General features: G+C 54.1%; 11 protein-coding genes and 1 pseudogene. 3 read left to right on the top strand and 9 right to left on the bottom strand.

Annotation, left to right across the window (positions count from 1 at the left end; genetic code table 11):
- The first annotated feature begins 3 nt into the window (after nucleotides 1-3).
- Entirely contained in the window at nucleotides 4-1,083 is a 1,080-nt protein-coding gene (locus tag HY788_09305; protein MBI4774358.1) for a DUF2333 family protein, read from the top strand.
- Nucleotides 1,084-1,325: 242 nt separating this feature from the next.
- Here the strand turns inward: HY788_09305 and HY788_09300 are convergent, their stop codons facing one another.
- A complete protein-coding gene (locus HY788_09300; GenBank protein ID MBI4774357.1) occupies nucleotides 1,326-4,139 on the bottom strand; it encodes a tetratricopeptide repeat protein in 2,814 nt (937 codons plus the stop codon).
- 1 nt (nucleotide 4,140) lies between these two features.
- Nucleotides 4,141-5,334, bottom strand: coding sequence for a hypothetical protein (locus HY788_09295; GenBank protein MBI4774356.1), 1,194 nt, complete (start codon nucleotides 5,332-5,334; stop codon nucleotides 4,141-4,143).
- Between the two features lie 697 nt (nucleotides 5,335-6,031).
- Between HY788_09295 and HY788_09290 the strand changes: the two genes are divergently transcribed.
- Nucleotides 6,032-6,841 (top strand): methyltransferase domain-containing protein, encoded by an 810-nt coding sequence (locus tag HY788_09290; protein ID MBI4774355.1) that lies wholly within the window; start codon nucleotides 6,032-6,034, stop codon nucleotides 6,839-6,841.
- Nucleotides 6,842-6,889: 48 nt separating this feature from the next.
- Here the strand turns inward: HY788_09290 and HY788_09285 are convergent, their stop codons facing one another.
- The 4 genes from HY788_09285 to HY788_09270 all read right to left on the bottom strand — a co-directional run bounded on the left by HY788_09285 (nucleotide 6,890) and on the right by HY788_09270 (nucleotide 12,220).
- Entirely contained in the window at nucleotides 6,890-9,085 is a 2,196-nt protein-coding gene (locus tag HY788_09285) for a hypothetical protein (protein ID MBI4774354.1), read from the bottom strand.
- A 353-nt stretch (nucleotides 9,086-9,438) separates the two neighbouring features.
- Nucleotides 9,439-10,845 carry a HAMP domain-containing histidine kinase gene (locus tag HY788_09280; GenBank protein ID MBI4774353.1) on the bottom strand — a complete coding sequence of 469 codons (1,407 nt, stop codon included), beginning with the start codon at nucleotides 10,843-10,845 and terminating at the stop codon, nucleotides 9,439-9,441.
- A 307-nt stretch (nucleotides 10,846-11,152) separates the two neighbouring features.
- Entirely contained in the window at nucleotides 11,153-11,611 is a 459-nt protein-coding gene (locus HY788_09275; GenBank protein MBI4774352.1) for an Hsp20/alpha crystallin family protein, read from the bottom strand.
- 108 nt (nucleotides 11,612-11,719) lie between these two features.
- A complete protein-coding gene (locus HY788_09270; protein MBI4774351.1) occupies nucleotides 11,720-12,220 on the bottom strand; it encodes a CDC27 family protein in 501 nt (166 codons plus the stop codon).
- A 262-nt stretch (nucleotides 12,221-12,482) separates the two neighbouring features.
- Between HY788_09270 and hflX the strand changes: the two are divergent.
- A pseudogene (gene hflX / locus HY788_09265) lies at nucleotides 12,483-14,064 on the top strand (GTPase HflX).
- 106 nt (nucleotides 14,065-14,170) lie between these two features.
- Here the strand turns inward: hflX and HY788_09260 are convergent.
- The 3 genes from HY788_09260 to HY788_09250 all read right to left on the bottom strand — a co-directional run bounded on the left by HY788_09260 (nucleotide 14,171) and on the right by HY788_09250 (nucleotide 18,385).
- On the bottom strand, nucleotides 14,171-14,485 hold the full coding sequence (locus HY788_09260) for a hypothetical protein (protein ID MBI4774350.1): 315 nt from the start codon (nucleotides 14,483-14,485) through the stop codon (nucleotides 14,171-14,173).
- Entirely contained in the window at nucleotides 14,485-15,660 is a 1,176-nt protein-coding gene (locus tag HY788_09255) for a J domain-containing protein (GenBank protein MBI4774349.1), read from the bottom strand. Before HY788_09255 ends, HY788_09260 begins: the two co-directional genes overlap by 1 nt.
- Before the next feature lie 238 nt (nucleotides 15,661-15,898).
- The gene (locus HY788_09250; protein ID MBI4774348.1) at nucleotides 15,899-18,385 is read right to left on the bottom strand and encodes an AAA family ATPase; all 2,487 of its coding nucleotides are present in this window, start codon (nucleotides 18,383-18,385) and stop codon (nucleotides 15,899-15,901) included.
- Nucleotides 18,386-19,014: the final 629 nt, after the last annotated feature.

The raw sequence follows: 19,014 nt of genomic DNA, 5'->3' as shown, positions 1-19,014 counted from the left end.
TTCATGGTTGAAAAGAAGGACGTTAAGGGCACGTTGGCGGAAGGAGAAATGGAAAGCGGCACTGTAGAAGAGCGGAGCCATCGGTTCGCTTTTTTGAAACGGAAAGGCGTCCTGTTTCGACTGCTCATATTGATCTTGGTACTGATCGGCGTGTACATGGGTCTAAGATTCCTGGGGATCTTCGATCACACTTCGGAAACCGCTCCCGTTGCCGGGAAGACGGGCGCTCAATCCGAGTCCGCATTTAAGCCGCAGCCCGTTGAATCGGCCGAACCCGGAGATCAGAAGGCTGAAGCGCCATCCAAACCCGAGCTGGAGGGTGTCCGCTTCACGCGGGCTTTGATTCGTTCCATGGAGTATGAACTCGAAGAGCGCCGTTTCGGCTGGAGGCCCAATTCTTTTCTTTTCGGCAAGATGCACCTCACGGACAATATCAATAATCTTCAACTGGGTGTGCTGGAAACCGTGCGCGTAGTGGGCTTGGTACTGAAAGAAAAGATCAGCCGTTTTGGAGATTCCGACGCCTTTGACCCCAGAATCGAGCATTCGCTAAACCTCTTGATGATCAGCGCGAACCAGTTCTGGTTCCCCGCAGCGGACGATCAGTACCGGGATGCCCTGAAGCAACTGGATCAGTACCAGAGAGACCTCGAAAAGGGCGTTGTGCATTTTTACCCGCGCTCGGACAATTTTGAAGCGCTGATTTTCAGTTGCAAAGAGCTTTTAGGGAATTGTCACTATAATCTGGTCAAAGAGGTGGAAGGGGATGGAAGCCTCGTGTCCACGTTCGTATCGGACGACTATTTCTATTACGCCAAGGGCGTTGCCTTGGCCATGAGTCAGATTCTGGAAGCCACGCTCCATGATTTCAAAGAAGAGGTGACGCTCATCAAAGGCACCAAACTGCTGTCCCAGGTTGTGACGGCCTTGAACGTGGCGGCGGTGCTCGATCCCTGGATCATTCTCAACGGGGATCTCAACGGCTTTGTCGCCAACCACAGAGCCAATATGGCCGTGCCCTTGGGCGAAGCCCTGTTCAAACTGAACAACATCCTCCGATACGGTGGTGGCGGGGGAGGGTGATAACCGGATCCAATGTAGATTCTCGAATCCGGCGACGCATAAAAGCATTCGGGAACACATTCCCTGCCACTGAGGTTACATGAAGCCGGGAACGCCCGCCTCTGACTGAATACCCTTTGAGTCTCAAGAAAAATCGTGCCGCTCGGCGCCCTGTTCGTTCCGGCGTCCCTTCCGGTAAAGGTCGCCGTCCGGCTGTTCTTTCTGCATGGGCATTGACCGGCTCGAGGTGACCCCGAATATTCTTAACTGGGGGAATGTGTTCCGCTCTCTTCCTCTTCCTCGAGGATGGATTCCAATAGGGATCGTTCCTCCAACGGCAATTCGAGCAGCACCTCTAAGTTCTTGGTTTGTAAGTAACGAACTCCGATGCTGAAGAGGCGGCAAATCACGCTGAATGAGGCTTCTTGAGACAGTTCGGAGACAACGCGGTCCCGCAGGTAAACGAGGCGTTCCAAGGGGATTTCCCGATGTCGCTTTAGCAACTCCGTCAGCGCACCGGTGAACCCTTCAGCGAAGGATTCCCGGAACGGCCCGTCCTTGAAGAGATCCCACTGTTCTTTTATCAGATCCGGCAGTCCTTCAAAGAGACCGTGTCTCAGTAGTTCGAAATTCATCTCATCGATACATACTTGCGCGGGTTCGGCCCAGTCCCTGTCCGCTCCGGCCTCCAGAGTTCGAGCGATTTGTTCCATGCATCCTTGCAGATCCCCCGACTGGAAGAGGGCGAGGGCGATGTTGAAACGTGGAAAACAATCATCGGGATCCAGCTCAACAGCTTGACGGTAGCGGTCTATGGCTTCTTTGTGGGATCCTGTTTTCCTTAGTTCTTCACCGATAGTGTTCTGCAGATAGGCGGAGGTCAGCCCCAAGGATTCGGCTTTGTTCAGATACTCCAGCGCCGCTGCATGGTTGTCTTGTCCCCCCTCGAACCTGCCTCGGAAAAGCCATGTAATTGGATCATGTGGGTCGAGATTCGTGGCCTTCTCATAGCTCGCTTTTGCGCCCTCGATATCTCCGGCTCGTTCCCGGGCCACGCCCAGCAGTTGCCAAGCCTCGGGCTTGTCAGGTTGGAGCCTGATCGCATGAGTGAAGCACTCGAGCGCCGTGGCGTGCGCACCCTGATTGAACTCGAACCTGCCCCGGAGTAGCCATGCGTCAAAGTCCAGCGAGTCGAGATCCGTGGCCTTCTTATAACTGGCTCTGGCGCCCTGGATATCCCCGGTTTGCTCTTGGGCTAGACCTAGAAGCCGCCATCCTTCCGATTGCCCCGGAGCGCACTTGGTGGCATCAAGGAAGTACTTTAGCGCAAGGGCGTGGTCTCGTCTGTTCCAGTAAATCCGTCCGAGCCCCAAGAGAGCCTCAACGTTCGCACCGTCCAGCTCCAAGGCGCGGAGATAGCTCCTTTCGGCTGCATCGTCGTCTTCGCACTCTTCCTCCAAAGCACCCTTTTCCGCCCAGACCTCGGGATCCTCAGAGGAAAGCGCACCTAGACCTCTGAGTTTCTCCAAGGCGCTCTGTTTGTCTCCCAGCCGTCGCCGGCCCCTGGCGCTCTTGAGCAGAAATTCGGGCCCTCCCATCTTCAGTTCAAAAGCGGCATCAGCCAGTCGCACGGCCTCCGTGTAGTCCTCCGAGGCGAGGAGTTGGTCGATGATGGACGATCTGTTCCGGATGTCAAGAACATCGGCGCGGCCATAGTGGAAGTCGGGTTCGGCGAGTACTACGGGATGATAGTTGGAGAGGGCTGCATCGATATGGGTGAGTTCCATCTGATGTCTTCTCGCTTCTCGCAGCATGCCTCCGGACCTGTAGATCGACACCAGAACTTCGGCAGCCCTGTGCTTCCTTTTGAGCTCTTCCATAGTGTAGAATCGGCCCAGAAAATCAATGAATAGACGGATGGGATACCCCCTGTCTTCTTTCACCTCGAAACAGATCCTGAAAAGAGGTTCTTGCAGCTCATAGTATGTCTTTCGACCGACCGGGGTGGCCTTGACGAATCTGCGGTCCTTCAAGCGCTTGAGCTGGCCGGAAGCTACCTGATGGGTAATGAAACAGGATTGGGCGATCTCCTTGACGCTTTGAGGTACGCGGCGTTCGGAGAGGAATTCCACGATCTTCTGCTGAAGCGCCGGGAGCGGCTGCATCTGTTCCTGGTAGTACGTCGTGAGGCTGTCCACCATTTCCAGAAAAGATCGCGCCAGATCCTGGACGGATTCCCGATCTATAAACTGATAGAAAATCACCAGGAGTCGCGGATTGCCCCCGGTGATCTCGTGAATTGCGCGGATCCGGCCCCGACCCGCCTCCGATCGAAAGGACTTCCCGAGGTGCGCGCGTTCCTCGGATTCCGCCAGCTTTTCCAGCAGCTCGACCGCTTCCTCGAACGTGAATGTCCGGAGGTGTTGAATTCGAAAAAACCCATAAAACGGGGCCTGCTGGGTCTGAATGTCTTTAAAGAGTGATTGCGTTGACGCCATGATAATCCAGAAAGGATGCTGCTGGACCAGGTCCCTGAATCTGCGCTGCCCATCTTTGCCCATGCCTTTGGTGTCCGAAAAAATCTCGCCAAGGTTTTCCGCAATCAGCAATAGCCTCCGGTCACCCACGAAATCGAGCAGGATTCGCTCCGCCATGATTTGGGCGTCTTCTATCGGCATCCGGGTGAGTCGAATCAATTCATCTTCAAGCGACACGTCTTTTTTGGACTGGGCAGGGGTCTCTTGGCGTCGCTCCAGAGCTCTAAGGATTCGCACGAGCCAGTCGAGAAAGGTAGCTACGCCGCGTTCTTCTTCCTTCATATAGGCGATGGCCAAGCGGTCCCGGAAGTCCGGATTGGCGTCGATCCGGTTGTAGAGGACAGCCAGCAGGTGCGTCTTTCCCGTTCCCCGGGGGCCTATTAGGAGCCAGTTGTGTCCGACCCCGGTCCGAATGCTGTCCAGGACGGCTTTTTCGAGTGTATCGACGAGGTGGTGTTGGCCAACGAGCATGGATTCCAACAGCCCTGGCGTGCAGTTTCCCGGACTGAACAGCGAGACGGTGTCCATCTTTGTCGGCATGTTACCCTCTATTCTTGAGCCACCATCTCCTGATGATGTCGTACTTGAATTGGTACAACCTGTTTTTCTCGTCATGGTCTCGGCGCAAATAGTGGTCCTTGACCAACAAGCCGAGGACCCTTTGGAAAAGATTCCGGTCCGTAACTACCATTTGCGCGGCAACATGATTCAAAATGTCGTCTTCACCGAGTGACTCATCAGAGCGGCAGAGGCTCTTCAGAATCTCGAAGGCGATATCTCTCTGCTGAAACCGTGAGGGATAATAGGCTTGGATGCGTTCCGCATAGTGACCGAAATGAGCTTTGTCTTCGGGATCCAACAGCAGCCCGTCGATTGCCGATACCGCGTCTTCGCATCCGATGGGCTGTCTGAATTCGGATAAAGTCTCCACTGCGTAGTTGATATAAAAAGGCAGACCGTCCGTCGCCGCGGCGATGGTTCGCCCAACACCATCGAGAGAATCTCGAAGTTCTATTTCGCCGTCATCCATCAGTTCCTGCAATCCCTGACATGCGAGTTCCCCTGCATATCGAGGGCCAAGACCTTCCAAAGCAAACGTGGCCATGTCGTTGGTAGGATCGTTCCGGTAGCCGGCGTGGTAGAGTTCCGAGATGACCAGATGAAGCCCAACGGAACCGGTGTAGATCATTCGCAGTTTTCCCGAATCATCGGCTATGCGGTGGTCCCTGAGGATATCTAGGAGTTCCATCGCCGTTTTGACTCCGAGGTCGTCTTTGATATTGGAGATCATGAGGGGCAGCTCGTCCCAAAGAAAGAGAACCGTTTCGTCGAAGTTGTCTCGGATATCGTTGAGAGTCGTTTGAAGCAATCGCTTCCAATTCTCCTTGAATTGGGGCAGGGTCCAACTGCCGATGCTTCCACCGCCGAGTTCCACACACATTTGCCTGAACTTGGTTAAAGCGCGACCTTTCTTGCTCAATATAGGGGATACGGCTTCAACGATTTTTGAGATGAATTCGGAGGGAGATCGGACGCCTTCGATGACCAGGTAGACCGGGTACCAACCGTCGATGGGCTCTTTTCCCATTTTGCGTATAACGGACGTCTTGCCGATCCTGCGCTCTGAAACCAGCACAACACTTTGATTTTCAAGGGCGTTCCATATTCTTCGAATGTCGTCGTCTCGTCCCACGACCCGGTCAGGCGGTACATATCCTCCGACAACTGGTCTCATTTCGCCCCCTTCTACGCCGTTGTTGATGTACGTTACTATTGATGTACGTCTCTATTGGTGTATATTACCTTTTCTCTGCCGGCTGTCAACCCCGTAAATGGCCCACCTCGCTATCTCCATTTAGAATTTCGAGTAATCGTCGCACTTCTCGCGGGTGAGAAAGAGTCGATGTCCGACCGTATGGTCATACGATATTAACGCTTAACCTGTGAACAGCGACACCGGAGCGTGGGTGCCTTCCCGTTTAGGTCAACCACTTTATAAGTTACTTATTTTATTGTGAAATAAATTGGATATCCATGGCCTGGAATTCTTTCAGGTACAAGCCTTGATCCTTTCTCCCCAATTCTCTAAAATGCATTGCCTGCTCGAACGCGGCGCAAACAGCCACGGATATTCCACTGTGAAGGTATACTGATATGCAACATCCTCTGTTCATTCAAGGGGCGTATATCTCGACTTCCGGATAAAGTGGAGGAATGGGGCCGTGTATCGTCCCTGCCGCAGAGTAAGCTTTCCGGGAGAGTGTTTATGGACCGGCGAGCGAATCCAGTGGAACCCGATAAGAACTTCCGTATGTATTGGGCTTGGCTCTTCAACCCAACCTTCGGCTCCCTCCTTGATGGGCGCGTCGGGATCGATACGGGGTTGACGTTGCGCCGGGTTTTGAAGAGGCGTCATGCCTCGGGGGATAAGAATGAGCAACATCTACGTTCACGGCTATGACCGGAAAGAGACCGTCCGGCTGCAGGACCAGGCATCCACGTTGGTCGAACTTCTGCATGCGGACACCGCATTTCCCGCGGGGAGTCTCGTTCTTGAAGCAGGCTGCGGAGTGGGCGCCCAGACCGTCACTCTTGCACGGAGCAGCCCAGACGCTCGGATTACCTCGCTTGACATATCCAACGCTTCGGTGGTCGAAGCCCGTCGGGCCGTGTTGTCTGCCGGTTCAGGGAATGTCACTTTCTTACAGGGCGATATTTTCCATTTGCCGTTCAGGGTCGAGACGTTTCACCACATTTTCGTCTGTTTTGTCCTCGAACATCTATCCGAGCCGGTGGACGCGTTGATCCATCTGAAAGCCCTTCTCCAACCCGGCGGCTCCATCACAGTAATTGAAGGGGATCACGGGTCCGCCTATTTCTTTCCGGACAGTGATTGCGCCCGGAGAGCCATCCAATGTCAAATCGAACTTCAGGCGGCCTCCGGGGGCAACGCCTTGATCGGTCGCGAGCTGTATCCTCTGCTCGACAGAGCCGGGTTCGAGAACGTCTCCGTTTCCCCCCGCATGGTCTATGTGGATACCAGCAGGCCGGAACTGGTCGACGGATTCACCCGGAAGACGTTCACAGCCATGATCGAGGGTATTCGCGAGTCCGCCCTCGAGGCCGCTTTGATCGATCCGGCGACCTTCGACAAAGGGATAAGGGACCTCTACCGAACCACGGAACCCGACGGCGTCTTTTGCTACACGTTTTTCAAGGCGTCAGCTCGGAAGAAATCATAATTCGTCCGCTCAAGTCAGAATATGTGTATCGCAAGAGCGGTACTATTTCTATTGCACGGAAGCCGGACCGGGCCCCACGAAAAATTGTTTCAGCATACGCATCGCGTCTCCAAAATTGAGCCTGCCGAAGTCCGGCATGATCGTGGCATCCGTGAAGGTCCCAGTGACTCGAAGCGGCAGGCTGAAATCCTTCGACGTCGAATCCGCATCGCGCGCGGACGCCAATAAGGTGGGCGTGATCGTCATATCCAGTGTCTGATCCAGCCCGAAAGAGCCCTTGCCCGCTACGGTGAGCACCGGCCCCTCCATGAACAGATCTTCGCTGTGAAATCGACCGTTGAGGATGCGAAACGAGCCTTCCAGCCTGCTGAAAGGAATCTTCATTCGAGGTGCGGTATTGCTTCCGAGGATCTGATGTTCGACGAACCGTACGCCGGCCAGCAGATCCGGTCCGACCAGGGCGCCATGTTTCATTCGAACCCAGGCCCGTCCCTCGATTCGGTTGACGAGATCCTCGAAGCGGGGCGCTACGCCGGTCAGTTGTATGCCCATCCTCGCCAGGCCTTGAATCTGCTCGATGCCGGTCAGATCCCGTGACAGATCGCTCGTCCGAATTCCAAGCAGCGTGCCGTCCATTTCCAATCGCCGGACGTCCGGACTGGTCTCCATAGTCGCCTTGGCACGGGCGGAACCGCCATAACACTGAAAGCCGAAGGGATCTAGTTCGTACCGGCCGCTTTCCCCATTCAGGGTGGTCTTCAAGGCCGAAAACCGAAAGCCTCCAACGAGGCCTTCTTCCAAGAAGACCCTGCCCGATACACGGATTCCGCTCTCTGAATCCGGGCCGTTTCGCAGCGCCGCGAACGCTTCCGCGCGTTTGAAGCCAAGGGTGGACGGCGAACGCTTCCATGGGAGGAAGAGGTAACGGTCCATGTCCAACCCGGTCACGTGGAGATCGAAGTTGATACTCCGTGCGGCGTTGAGGCGCAACTGTGCGCTGAACCGGCAGGAGGTGTGGTCTATCTGAAAAAGGCCGTTCTTGACCTTCAAATCATTGGCCGATCCGGAGATGTCCGCGTCCAGACGCACCTGATCGAAGGCTTTGTAACGGACATCGGCGGGTCCGGAAACCATTCCCGCGCGGACGAGTAGTTCGTAAGCACGGAACCCGGGAATAGCGATACGCAGATCGATATCCGGAGATCGGGTCACGTTTCGGAGTTCTCCGTCCGCTTTAATCCGGCCGGGACCGACCTTGGGCTGCACGGTGACCTCTTTTAGCAGCAGCACATCCTTCAGAGGATCATAGTCGGCTCGGCAGCGCGCCTCGATCAGACGCAGAAAGGGTGAAGCGTCGCTTGTCCATTCGGCCCCGGCCTCCAACGAAATCGGATTTCCCGGAGACCCGGACAGATCGAGTGTCAGCGACACGGGTCGATGATCGAGAACAGCGATCCGCGGCCAGCCGAAGTTGGGCAATACAAGCGCCGGTCGGAAGTCGGCGCTTTTCAAAATCGCGCGAAAGGCTGGGAAAGAGAGGATCGGTTGTTCAGAGAGGGGTCCCACGGTTCCCGATAACGTTACCTCGGAACCATACAGTCGGAAATGTCCTTTGAACGGCGCCGGGCGCTTCCGGGACTCAAAGACCGAGTTCAGAGTGATGTGATCCACCCTCACGGGAGGTTCTCCTTCCCTGGAGGACAAGAACAGGGAACCGTCGGACATCCGGAGTTCCACGCTTTCCAAACCGGACCAAGTGTATCCATTCAAAGCCAAGGTTTTCGTAAGAGCCGGAATAGACTCCCCGTTAGCGGGTTTCGGCGCGCCTGCGCCGGGCGGGTCGGGCCGGTCTTCGGCCTTTTCCCTTCCTCCTCCGGTTTGAGAGGAAAGTCGCTGTACTGTAAATACGGGAGCGTTCAGGATGATCCGATAGGGTTTCAAGCTCTTTCGCAGGAAAGAAAGGAACCTTATTCGCATCTCGATGTGGGGGACGGACACGCTGGTCCGGGAGGCGAACCCGCGCAATCCGGAGAGGGAAAGATCGTAGCCGTGGACCGTGATCTTGGGGTACAGGGACAGACTCAATCGCCCGATAGTGGGTCTGGCCCCGGTAGCCGTCTCGACTTCCCGAATGAGCAGCTGCCGATACCTCTCTAAGTCCGTGCGCTCCTTAAAGGCCCACAAGAAAGCGATCAGAGAGGCGAGGCCGACGGCGACCAGGAACAGAGCTTTGTAATTCTTCATAGTGTCAAAACAGACCTTCGGAAACCGTGAGAACGAGAACGATCCGCCCCCATTTGCCCTTCCCGCGCGGCGAGGCGATTGCCGGGAAGGGAGACTCCGCCGTCCCCCGAACGAGAGGAATCCGCTTTATCCCGAACGGATCTTCGAGGGACGTGCATGGGAAGAAGAATCGGCTCCCGGAGAACTCTTTTGGCGAACGCCGGACCTTCCGTCCAACGATCCCGCACCTTGCACATCCAGAAACTCTTCAAGCGCGACTCCCGCGTCCCGATGCGGCATCAAACGGAACGGACCACGCGGTTCAGCCGCCGACACGGTGGGGGATTTCCCGGTTGCCTCGTGAGAGAATTCGATTACTTGGGCAAAATGAAATAGAAGTTGTTGCCCATAGGCGTGGGTTCGTAACCGGCTTTTCCACCGTGCAACTCTATTACTTCTTTGATGAAGTTCAACCCGTGCCCGGTGCCGTATTCATCCCCAACGTTTTTGCCGCGATACCCTTCGCTGAACAATCGGAGCACGTCTTCATCGGGGATATGGGGTCCCGTGCTGAACAGGTTGAACTTGATCCCGTCCTTGCCTTCCCCGAAATAGCTTCGGAGGATCTCAAGTCCCAACGCGATGAACTTGTGACGGTTTCCGTACGGGTCCGACGCTTCCCTGGTATATTTCACCGCGTTGGTGAATAAATTCGCGTACACCTGAGAAATCAATCCGGCATCCGCCACAACCGTGATTTCGTCATCCGGGATTCCGATGAGACGGTCGTCCACGGCAATGCCCCTCTCTTCGAGACGATGCAGGTATCGGTTCAATTGAGGGCGTATGATCTTTTCCTTGAAATTGACTCGGGTAGGCTCGAGGACATATCTTCCTTGCTCGAAATGGGATCTTCTCAGCAAGGTTTCCAGGAACAGACTCGTCTGCTCGTAGTGAGAGATGATCTGTTGAAACAGTTCCTCCATCGATTCATTGATATAGTTCAATTCCTCCTGGAGCGGTCTAATCTGCGCAATGGCCTGAGCTCCGCGCGCTTCTATAGCCTTGTCCAGTTGTCTCTTCAAGTCACCGGATATTTCCTGCGCCCGGTCTATCTTCCCTTTGAGCCTCTTATAAAATAACTTGAAATACATATTGGGTACGATCACGTTATGCCCAATATCATTCACCAAATTTTGAATGAATCGAAGGTGTTCAACGTTCTTTTCTCTTATGAACCGGTTATGAAGTTGAAAGCCGATGCGGTTTGCGAATTTCTCGAAAAACAGTTTCATGTGATCCGAAAGATCCGAGCCCTTACAGATCTGTAATATCCCGATAACGCCTCCTTCAGGAACCTCCCTCAGCTCGGACAGAAGCTTTAAATTACCTTTGATGGGAACAAAGAAGGAGTCATCCTCTACTGTCGGTTCTTTGTATAAAGATGGCATTATGGGGGCAACTTCAGGAGGTTCTTTGCAGAGATATTCCGAACGACAGACCAGTCTTAACGAGTTCGGACTATCCGCTACATACAGAATGCTCTCGAGATCGTAGAAGATCTTCGAGATCATGACGCAAATGCAATAGAAGTCCCAGCGGCTATCGAATTCCTGAGCCAGATCAAAGAAGGTCTTGAGTGCGCAGTCCTGGACAGGACTGAACGAATACTGTTCGTAATCGTCAATCTTTTCGTTGATGCGCTTCTGGATGACGAAAATGCGATCTTCGTCCGGAGCTAGTGTGGGTTGCCTACCCAATCGAATCACCTGCGTAGCCATGTTGAAGGTTGTTTCCCCCGGGCGGTACGGGTAAATTCCCGGCTGTTACCTTTCTTAGCATATTCGAACGTTGAAAAAAAGCCTCACACCCCAGATTATCCGAGTCCCGTGCAAACTTCCCGGAGACGCGTGGGACGCAAGGTCCGTCTCGGACGCACCCACGGAATGGGCAGGTCGGTCTTCCGTTCTTTTGATGCTTCCTCGTCCGCCCACAAGGCGCCGGGCACTCCTCCTGCTCTGTAACGGATAAAAGAATGCCGGAAAGACGCTCCGGCCCTTCCGGCATTATACACCCGTGTTTTCAGGGTTAATGGACTTCAATTTTCTTTACGTGTTCTTTTGCTTCTTCAGTCTTGTGGAGAGTGACCTTCAGTACGCCGCCTTCGTATGCAGCATCCACGTTGGTTTCGTCTACCTCGCCAGGCATGCAAACGTTCCGTCTGAAGCTGCCATAGCGACTCTCCCGCGTGTGATAACGTCCCTCGGTCTTCTCCGTCTCTTCCTTCTTCTCTCCACTAATACACAGCACATTGTCCTTCAGCGAGAGATCGAAGTTCTTGGCTTCCATTCCCGGAGCTTCCACTCGAACTACTACGTCCTTCTCCGTTTCGCTGACATCCACTGACGGCAGGAAAGCATCACTTGAAAGATCCACTCCGCCTCTCAAGACCGGAAAATCTTCGAAGAAGCGCTCGAACACATCATCCGTTCTTCCCCACATCGTAGGAAAGAGAGTTCTTTTTCGAAAAGGAATCAGATCGAACATAATCACACCTCCTTCACTGCCAAATCTTCATATATTCGACCTTCGGCCGTTCTACCGGCCTCTTGCTTTCGATAGCAAATTAACCAGGATCTTTATAAAGTCAAGTGGTTAGGGTCGATCCTGGGTTCCTTGCGAGTGTTCGCGCATGGCTTTCAGTATTTTTTCCCGAGCGCTTTCGATCCTCTCCTGCAGGGAAGGATCCGGTAAATCCTCCGGCTTAATCTGATTCAAAGCATCCAGGGCCTCCTGGTATCTTTCGAGTTTGAACAGACAGAAGCCGATCTCGTAGTGAGAGCTGGACCGATGTGGCCCATAGTCGGTAAGTTCGAGAACCCTTCGGTATTCCTCCAGGGCTTTTTCCCACATTCCCCACGATTCGAGGAGTTGGGCTCGTTCGTAATGCGCCTGGGCCCGGTCGCTCGGTTCGTCGCTGATGCTTGGCATTGTCGAATCGGTGTTTTGCGCGGCTGCAGGTCCCCCCGCAAGCGGGATCAGCGTCAGTATGACGAGAAGGGCGAGCCACCCTCCCACGCTCCGCGCGCCGATGTGCAAGAGTTGTCTGGTCGATCCGATAAAACGCCCATGTCCGCCGTCGTTGATTTCAACCATATCAAATGCCCCCTTTCATGGAATGTGTCCGACTCAGGCGGTTCAGGCTCTTCGGGCTCGTGAACGCCGGGATGATTCGGATGATAGGGATTGATTCGACTTCGATGTAGACTTACAATAAAAGTAGAGTTCATTCAAAGTCGCAACAGTATACGAAAGGACAAAACCTATAAGCAATTTATCCGGAAACATTCAAGGGCTGAAGGCGGATCACAGCCGTCGTCTGACACGTATTTTCCAGCGACGAATCTCCCCTCATGAAATGATTTCCCTTGCTGTGGGGCGAGAAATCTCTGTCCTATCCGACGAAATCGGAAGGCGCATTGGCCTGCTCATAGATCGCAAGGGAACGGTTGAATTCGTTATCGTCGGAGAGCCGAGCCGGCTATTGATTCCCAACCTGGAACGTTTGCGTTACGGTTTGGGTCGTTTGAAGGGGCTTCGCCTGGTTCATACGCTTCGTCCGGGCGAAAGGTTGAACATCGACGATATGGCTGATCTGGCTCTGTTGAGGCTCGATGCGGTTATCGGACTGGAAAGGGACGTGGGGGGAGAGCCGGTTCGTGTCGAAGCGGCCCATCTTCTGCCGATGCCGAAGGACGGCGCCAACATCGAGCGGATTGGTCCCATTCCGTTTTCACGGTCCGCCGAAGAGGTGGATTTCGTGGATCTGATTCAATCCTTGGAAGAGGAGTTTGCCACCTTCCAGCACTTGCACGATACCGGAGGTGACGAGGAGCGGGCTATGTTGGTCAGTGTGAGCACGCTTCCCAAGGTCCTGGTCAGTGAACGCCTGGACGAGTTGGCTGAACTGGCCCAATCCTCCGGCCTTCGAGTCGTGGGCAGGATAGTCCAGTCTGCAAAACGCCAAGGATCGGCAACGTTGTTAGGGAAGGGGAAGCTCAGTGAAATCGTGATCCAGGCCCTCCAGAGGGGCGCCGATTTACTGATTTTCGACCATGACCTGAACCCATCACAAGTAAGAAGTCTCACCGACGCCACCGAGCTGAAAATTATCGATCGGACACAGCTCATCCTGGACATTTTCGCTCAGCGGGCTCAGTCCCGTGAGGGCAAAATCCAGGTTGAACTGGCTCAATTGAAATATATGTTGCCCCGCCTGGTCACGAAAAACACGGCGATGAGCCGTTTGACGGGTGGGATAGGAGGTAGAGGTCCCGGTGAAACCAAGCTCGAGATCAACCGAAGGCGCGCCAGGGAGCGTATAGACCGGCTTCAGTCCGAACTTGAAAAGGTTCGCCTCCGACGCAAAACCCAGCGGAAGCTGCGACAAGACAGGGAAGTGCCCATCGTCGCCATCATCGGGTATACGAATGCAGGGAAATCGACCTTATTGAACACCCTGACCAAGAGCCATGTATTTGTCGAGAATCGGCTGTTTGCAACCTTGGATCCCACAAGTCGCCGCCTGAAGTTCCCGAAAGAACGTGAAATCGTCCTAACGGATACGGTGGGATTCATTCATGACCTGCCTAAAGACCTGATCGAAGCTTTCAGAGCGACCCTCGAGCAGTTGGAGGATGCGCATCTATTGCTGCATCTTGTGGATGTGAGCAATGCAATGTTCGATCGGCATATCGAGGTTGTGGAGAGAATTCTAGGTGATTTGCCCCAGAATAATGGTCTTCAATAAGGAGGATCGGGTCTCTCCGGTGGTTGCGGCGCAAGAAAGCGCTCGCAACCACGCTCTAAGCATATCCGCCCTTGATGAAGAAACGCTGCTCCCGCTCACTCGGGAAATCGAACGCCGCCTCTGGCCGGAATCCCGACACGCGGATCCGATATTACCGCCGGAGGATCAACACGCAGTCTTGCCTTCATGAATGCCGGCGGAAACCGACGGCAAAAAGCAATCGGGTGCGCCTGTTGACCGGATAGGAAGGGGGCGACAAGGACAATCCCCGGACGGGATCCTCACGCTCCCGCGGTTCACTTTTCCACGAATTCCTTCTTGATGTCAGCAAGGATGCATTCGAGGATTCGGTCCATCTGGGCCCGCATGTCGAACATTGTTTCACGCATCCTGAGGATGACTTCCACTCCCTCCAGATTCACTCCCATATCGTTCACCAGGACGCGAGCGACCCGAACCTTTTCAGCTTCGCGGGGCAGGTAACGTCTTTCCTGGCCGGGCTCGCAAATGGATCGGACGATCTCTTCGGCCTCGAGTTCCTCCAGGAACTGTTCGCTTATCTGCAGCAGTTCCTTTATCTCAGTGAAGGTGAGGTGTTCTTTAGTCGCCATTAGAACCTCAAGTTCGCCCTTGGGTTTTCGCTATAAAACCGAGAGAGCACTTTGGCGGCCTCCACGGCTTCTTGATCGCTTGTTTCCGGGACCCGGACGTCCAATTTAACCAAGAGGTCTCCCGATTTCTTCGTTTTGGGATTCTCGGCCCCTTTCCCCTTTAGACGGAGCAGCTTGCCGCTTTGACTTCCCGGCGGGATCTTGAGGCTTACGGAACCGTCAGGAGTGGGGACGACAATAGACCCTCCCGCAAGCGTCTCCTCAACGGTTACCGGAAGCCCATATATGAGATCGTCGCCTTTTCGGGTCAGCAATGGATGCGGTTTCACTCGAATGATGAGATAGAGATCGCCCGGCGGCCCACCGGAAGAGCCGGGCTCTCCTTTTCCGGCAACTCGAACGCGAAAGCCGTCTCGGACACCTCTAGGAATGGACACTTTAATGGTGGCCGTGACCTGTTTACGGCCTTCTCCGTAACATACGGGGCAGGGGCGGCCTACTCGGCCTTGTCCCTGGCATTCGGGGCAGGGGCGTGAAAAAGGAATGGGGCCCTCTGCAACGGAGATGCGGCCGGAACCTTTGCAAGAAGGGCATATTTTCAGTTCGACGTTGGGATCGGAGCCCGAACCGCCACAATTGGGACAAGTTTCCAACTTCTCCATGGAAAGAAGGGTCTCGATGCCTCGCAATGAGGACATGAAATCGACTTCCATGGTGTGCTCGATGTCCCGGCCCCTGGACCTGGGACGCTGGGCGAATCCTTGCTTCCCTCCAGTGAACAGGTCTTGAAATACGTCTTCATATTGATGGTATTGTCCGTACTGGCGCTTCCCGAACAGGTCATCAAATCCGAAGCCGCCCGCCGACGCCCGGAAACCTCCGGAGCCTGCACGGGTCGAGGATTGCCACGCCTTATATTGGCGCGCCTTCTCTGCGTCAAATCCCTGGGCGAGACCTTCTTCGCCGAATTCATCATACAGTTTACGCCGCTCGGGATTGCCCAAGGTGTCGAATGCCATAGAGATGTCCTTAAACCTCTCTTCAGACTCTGAATTCCCTGGGTTGATATCCGGGTGCCACTTTCGGGCCAGCTTTCGATAGGCCTTTTTTATTTCCTCCTGCGTGGCGCTCTTCGAGACACCCAATATTTTATAGTAATCTGCGTTTTTTCCCATATGAAACCATGTGTTCCGCAACTTGAAAAGCGGAGGGACGCCCTCCCGCCGTGTGTGTGCAAAGAGTCCCCTCGGGCTGCGTTCGAGGGTAATGGAAGCCTACCGTCGAGCCGGCCCGTGGCTCTCAATCCCGCATGATCCGAAGCAAGCTCTATTCGATCCGTCGCCTTCCCTCCGGAGAATCGATGACATTGAAAGTCCTTGTGTTTCCGGGGAGGCATTCAGCCACGAACGGTTCCTATTCTTTGTCTTCGGGCTTCTTCCGGGCGGTTCGTTTTTTGCCTGCGGCCTTGTTTTCCGCTTCTTTCCCGAATTCGGCCAAGCCCTTGGCGAGGCTCTCCAATTTTCGGTTCACTAGATCGTTAATGCTGCCTTTCGGATAAGCGCCTTTGGCGTCGCGGTTTCCCGCGCTCATGCCGGTCAGGATTTCGATCCCCTGGTCGATGGTTTCGACCGGATAAAGATGGAATTTCTTTTCTTTGACGGCCTCGATTACGTCTTGCTTGAGCTGGAGATCTTCGGTGTTGCGATGGGGGATCAGAACTCCCTGCTTGCCTGTCAAACCCTTCGCCTTGCAGCATTCAAAAAAGCCTTCAACTTTCCAGTTTACCCCGCCGATGGGCTGGATTTCACCGTGCTGGTTTACGGAGCCGGTCACTGCGAGGTCTTGCCGAATGGGCACTTCGGCCAGACTGCTCAGCAAGGCGTAAATCTCGGTTGAAGACGCACTGTCGCCGTCGACACCCGAATACGATTGCTCGAACGCAATGCTGGCGCTGACGGAAAGCGGCTTATCTTGTGCGTATTTCTCTCTGAGATAACCTCCCAGGATGAGCATGCCCTTGTTGTGTGTGCTGCCGGACAGGTCCGCCTCCCGTTCTATGTTGATAATGCCTGCGCGGCCCATGCTTGTGGTTGCCGTGATTCGGGTAGGTTTTCCAAAGGCGTAATCTCCGAGATCGTACACGGACAGACCGTTCACCTGACCTACGACTGCGCCATCGGTGTCGATCATCAACGTGCCTCTATCGATCATTGCCTGGATCTTTTCTTCGATCATGTTGGATCGGTAGATGCGCGCTTCGATCGCTGCTTCGACGTGAGCATCGCGGACCGTCTCGGCGTTTTCACGTTTGGCCAACAGGTCGGCTTCGAGCATCAAATCGGTAATCTGGTGGAAATGGGTCGATAACTTATCTTTCCGGCCGGCGAGACGCACGGAATGCTCGACAATGGCAGCGACCGCCGTCCTGTGAAACGGAAGCAACTTTTCCTCCTCGACCTTCCTCCGTATGAAGCCCGAGTATTGGCTGATGGCTTCGTCTTTCCGGTCCATGACCGGGTCGAAGTCCGCTCGAACCTTGAAAATTCTAGGAACGTCCGGGTCATAGTGGTATAGGATGTTGTACGATCGCAAGTCTCCTACCATGATGACCTTTACGTCGATTTCAATGGGCTCCGGTTTGAGGCCCGTGGTTGTGAACAAGAAGAACGGGTCATAGGATTGAAGTTCATAACGGTCCGTTTTTAGCGCCCTTTTTAGCGAGGGCCACACTCCCGGCTCCAGAATGGCATCCATCAGGTTCAAGATCAAATAGCCCCCGTTCGCCTGAATAAACGATCCGGCCTTGATCCGGCTGAAATCCGTACGCCACACTCCCGTCCGGTCCACAATCCGTTCGATGGAGCCAAAAAGATTCCGGTATGTCGGATAGCTTTCGATAATGATGGGAGGCGTCTTACATTCCGAATTGTCAACAAACAGATTCACCTGGTAGGGTTGAAAGGGGTCCGATTCTACGGCCTGCGGAATAGGTATACCAGGCATATACTGTTGTTTTTGTTTGAAAATATCGAGGTTGGACGCCATGTCTTCGATCATGCTGTCCAAAAAGTGAGTTACAGTCTTGATCTTGTACTTGGCTTTCAGGGCATTGATCGGATCCGCTACGCTTTTGAGAAAGAGGTAGCGGTCCATTTCCTCGAGTTTCTTCTTGACCTCGCGATCCATGTCGCGCATTTCGAGAAACACACGGTCAATCTGGTCCGTGAGTTCGGCCTGTTTGCGCTTCATCTTGTCGAATTTTTCTTTGGGAAAGTTGCCGGCCTCCACCATGGCTTCTATCTGGTCGATATGAACGGGTTTGTCCTCTATCATCGGCATGACCACCGGCCGCTTTATCGGACCGATCTGCATTTCGACAAGAGCGAACCCCTCGTCCTTTACTTTGTTCCCGATTTCTTTGAAAAATTTCTTGCCCTGCTCCTCATACTTTTCGAGGATGTCCTTTTTCATGTTCAAATAGTCTTCGCTCTCGAAGAGCATGGGCACATTGACCTTGAGTTGTTCCAGGAGCGCATCGGAGTCGGATTTGAATTCGCCTCCGGTGCCGGCTGGAAGGCGAATCAGCTGAGGCGCTTCAATCTTTCCGAAGTTATTGACGTAGCAGAGGTCGTCGGGTATCCGGTCTTTCATTATCATCTGTTTGAGCAACCGCTCGATGGCGTGATTCTTTTCAGAGCCGGTCATTCCCGTCACAAAGATGTTATACCCGCTTTTTTCCATCTCGACGCCAAATCGGAAGGCCTCCAAGGCTCTCTTCTGGCCGATGAGATCCGACGTGGGTTCGAGTTCCTCCGTAGTCTCAAAAGGCAATGTACTCGGGTCCAGTCGCCACCGCAGTTCCTCGACCGGTATTTCTTTATATGATCTTCCTCGGGCCATAAACGCTCTCCTCCTCAATGGGTCATCGTGCATGAGTGAGCTTACTCACCGAAACGTCTTTTTATCGCTTTGATTGAGAACAACAGTCGAAGTCGAAGGGTTGAACCGTGATTACAAAATATCTTCTATCATACAGTAAGAACGATGAAAAGGGAACCTCGAACTGTTCCTGGATCGTTGGGGGAGAGACGGCGTGTCGGGCAGAGGCCATAGGGAGGCGATCGGCGTGCTGCCGCTCGGTTCGGGGAGTCCGGAAAGAAGAACATCTTCTATCGTGCGTGGAGTGCTTCCCAAGCAGCTCGCCGCACGGGTATGGCGTGGGGGAAAACCCGAAGCGGATGGGCGTCGAGGGCGCAAACCGAGCGCCCCCATTTCGGCTGCCGGTGACCTTCGAAATCACCTAATCGCTTGTGGTGCTACTGTATAGCCTGTTTCGCGAAGGGGTGTACAAGTACCGGCTGAAGAGGGAGGGTTTGAAAATCAGTCCGATGATGAGTTTGCAACCGAAGGTTTCCACCACAGCGGGAATCTCTTCCCTGGAGTTCACGTGTCCGCATTCTATGCACGTCCAACCCCGCCAATTGCTCTGACAGGCTTGATCCAAACACCGCATCCAAACACCGCTCGTA

This window comes from Deltaproteobacteria bacterium (assembly GCA_016208165.1).
GTDB lineage: Bacteria > Desulfobacterota > Desulfarculia > JACQYL01 > JACQYL01 > JACQYL01.
This window is presented reverse-complemented; position numbering and strand designations above follow the sequence as displayed.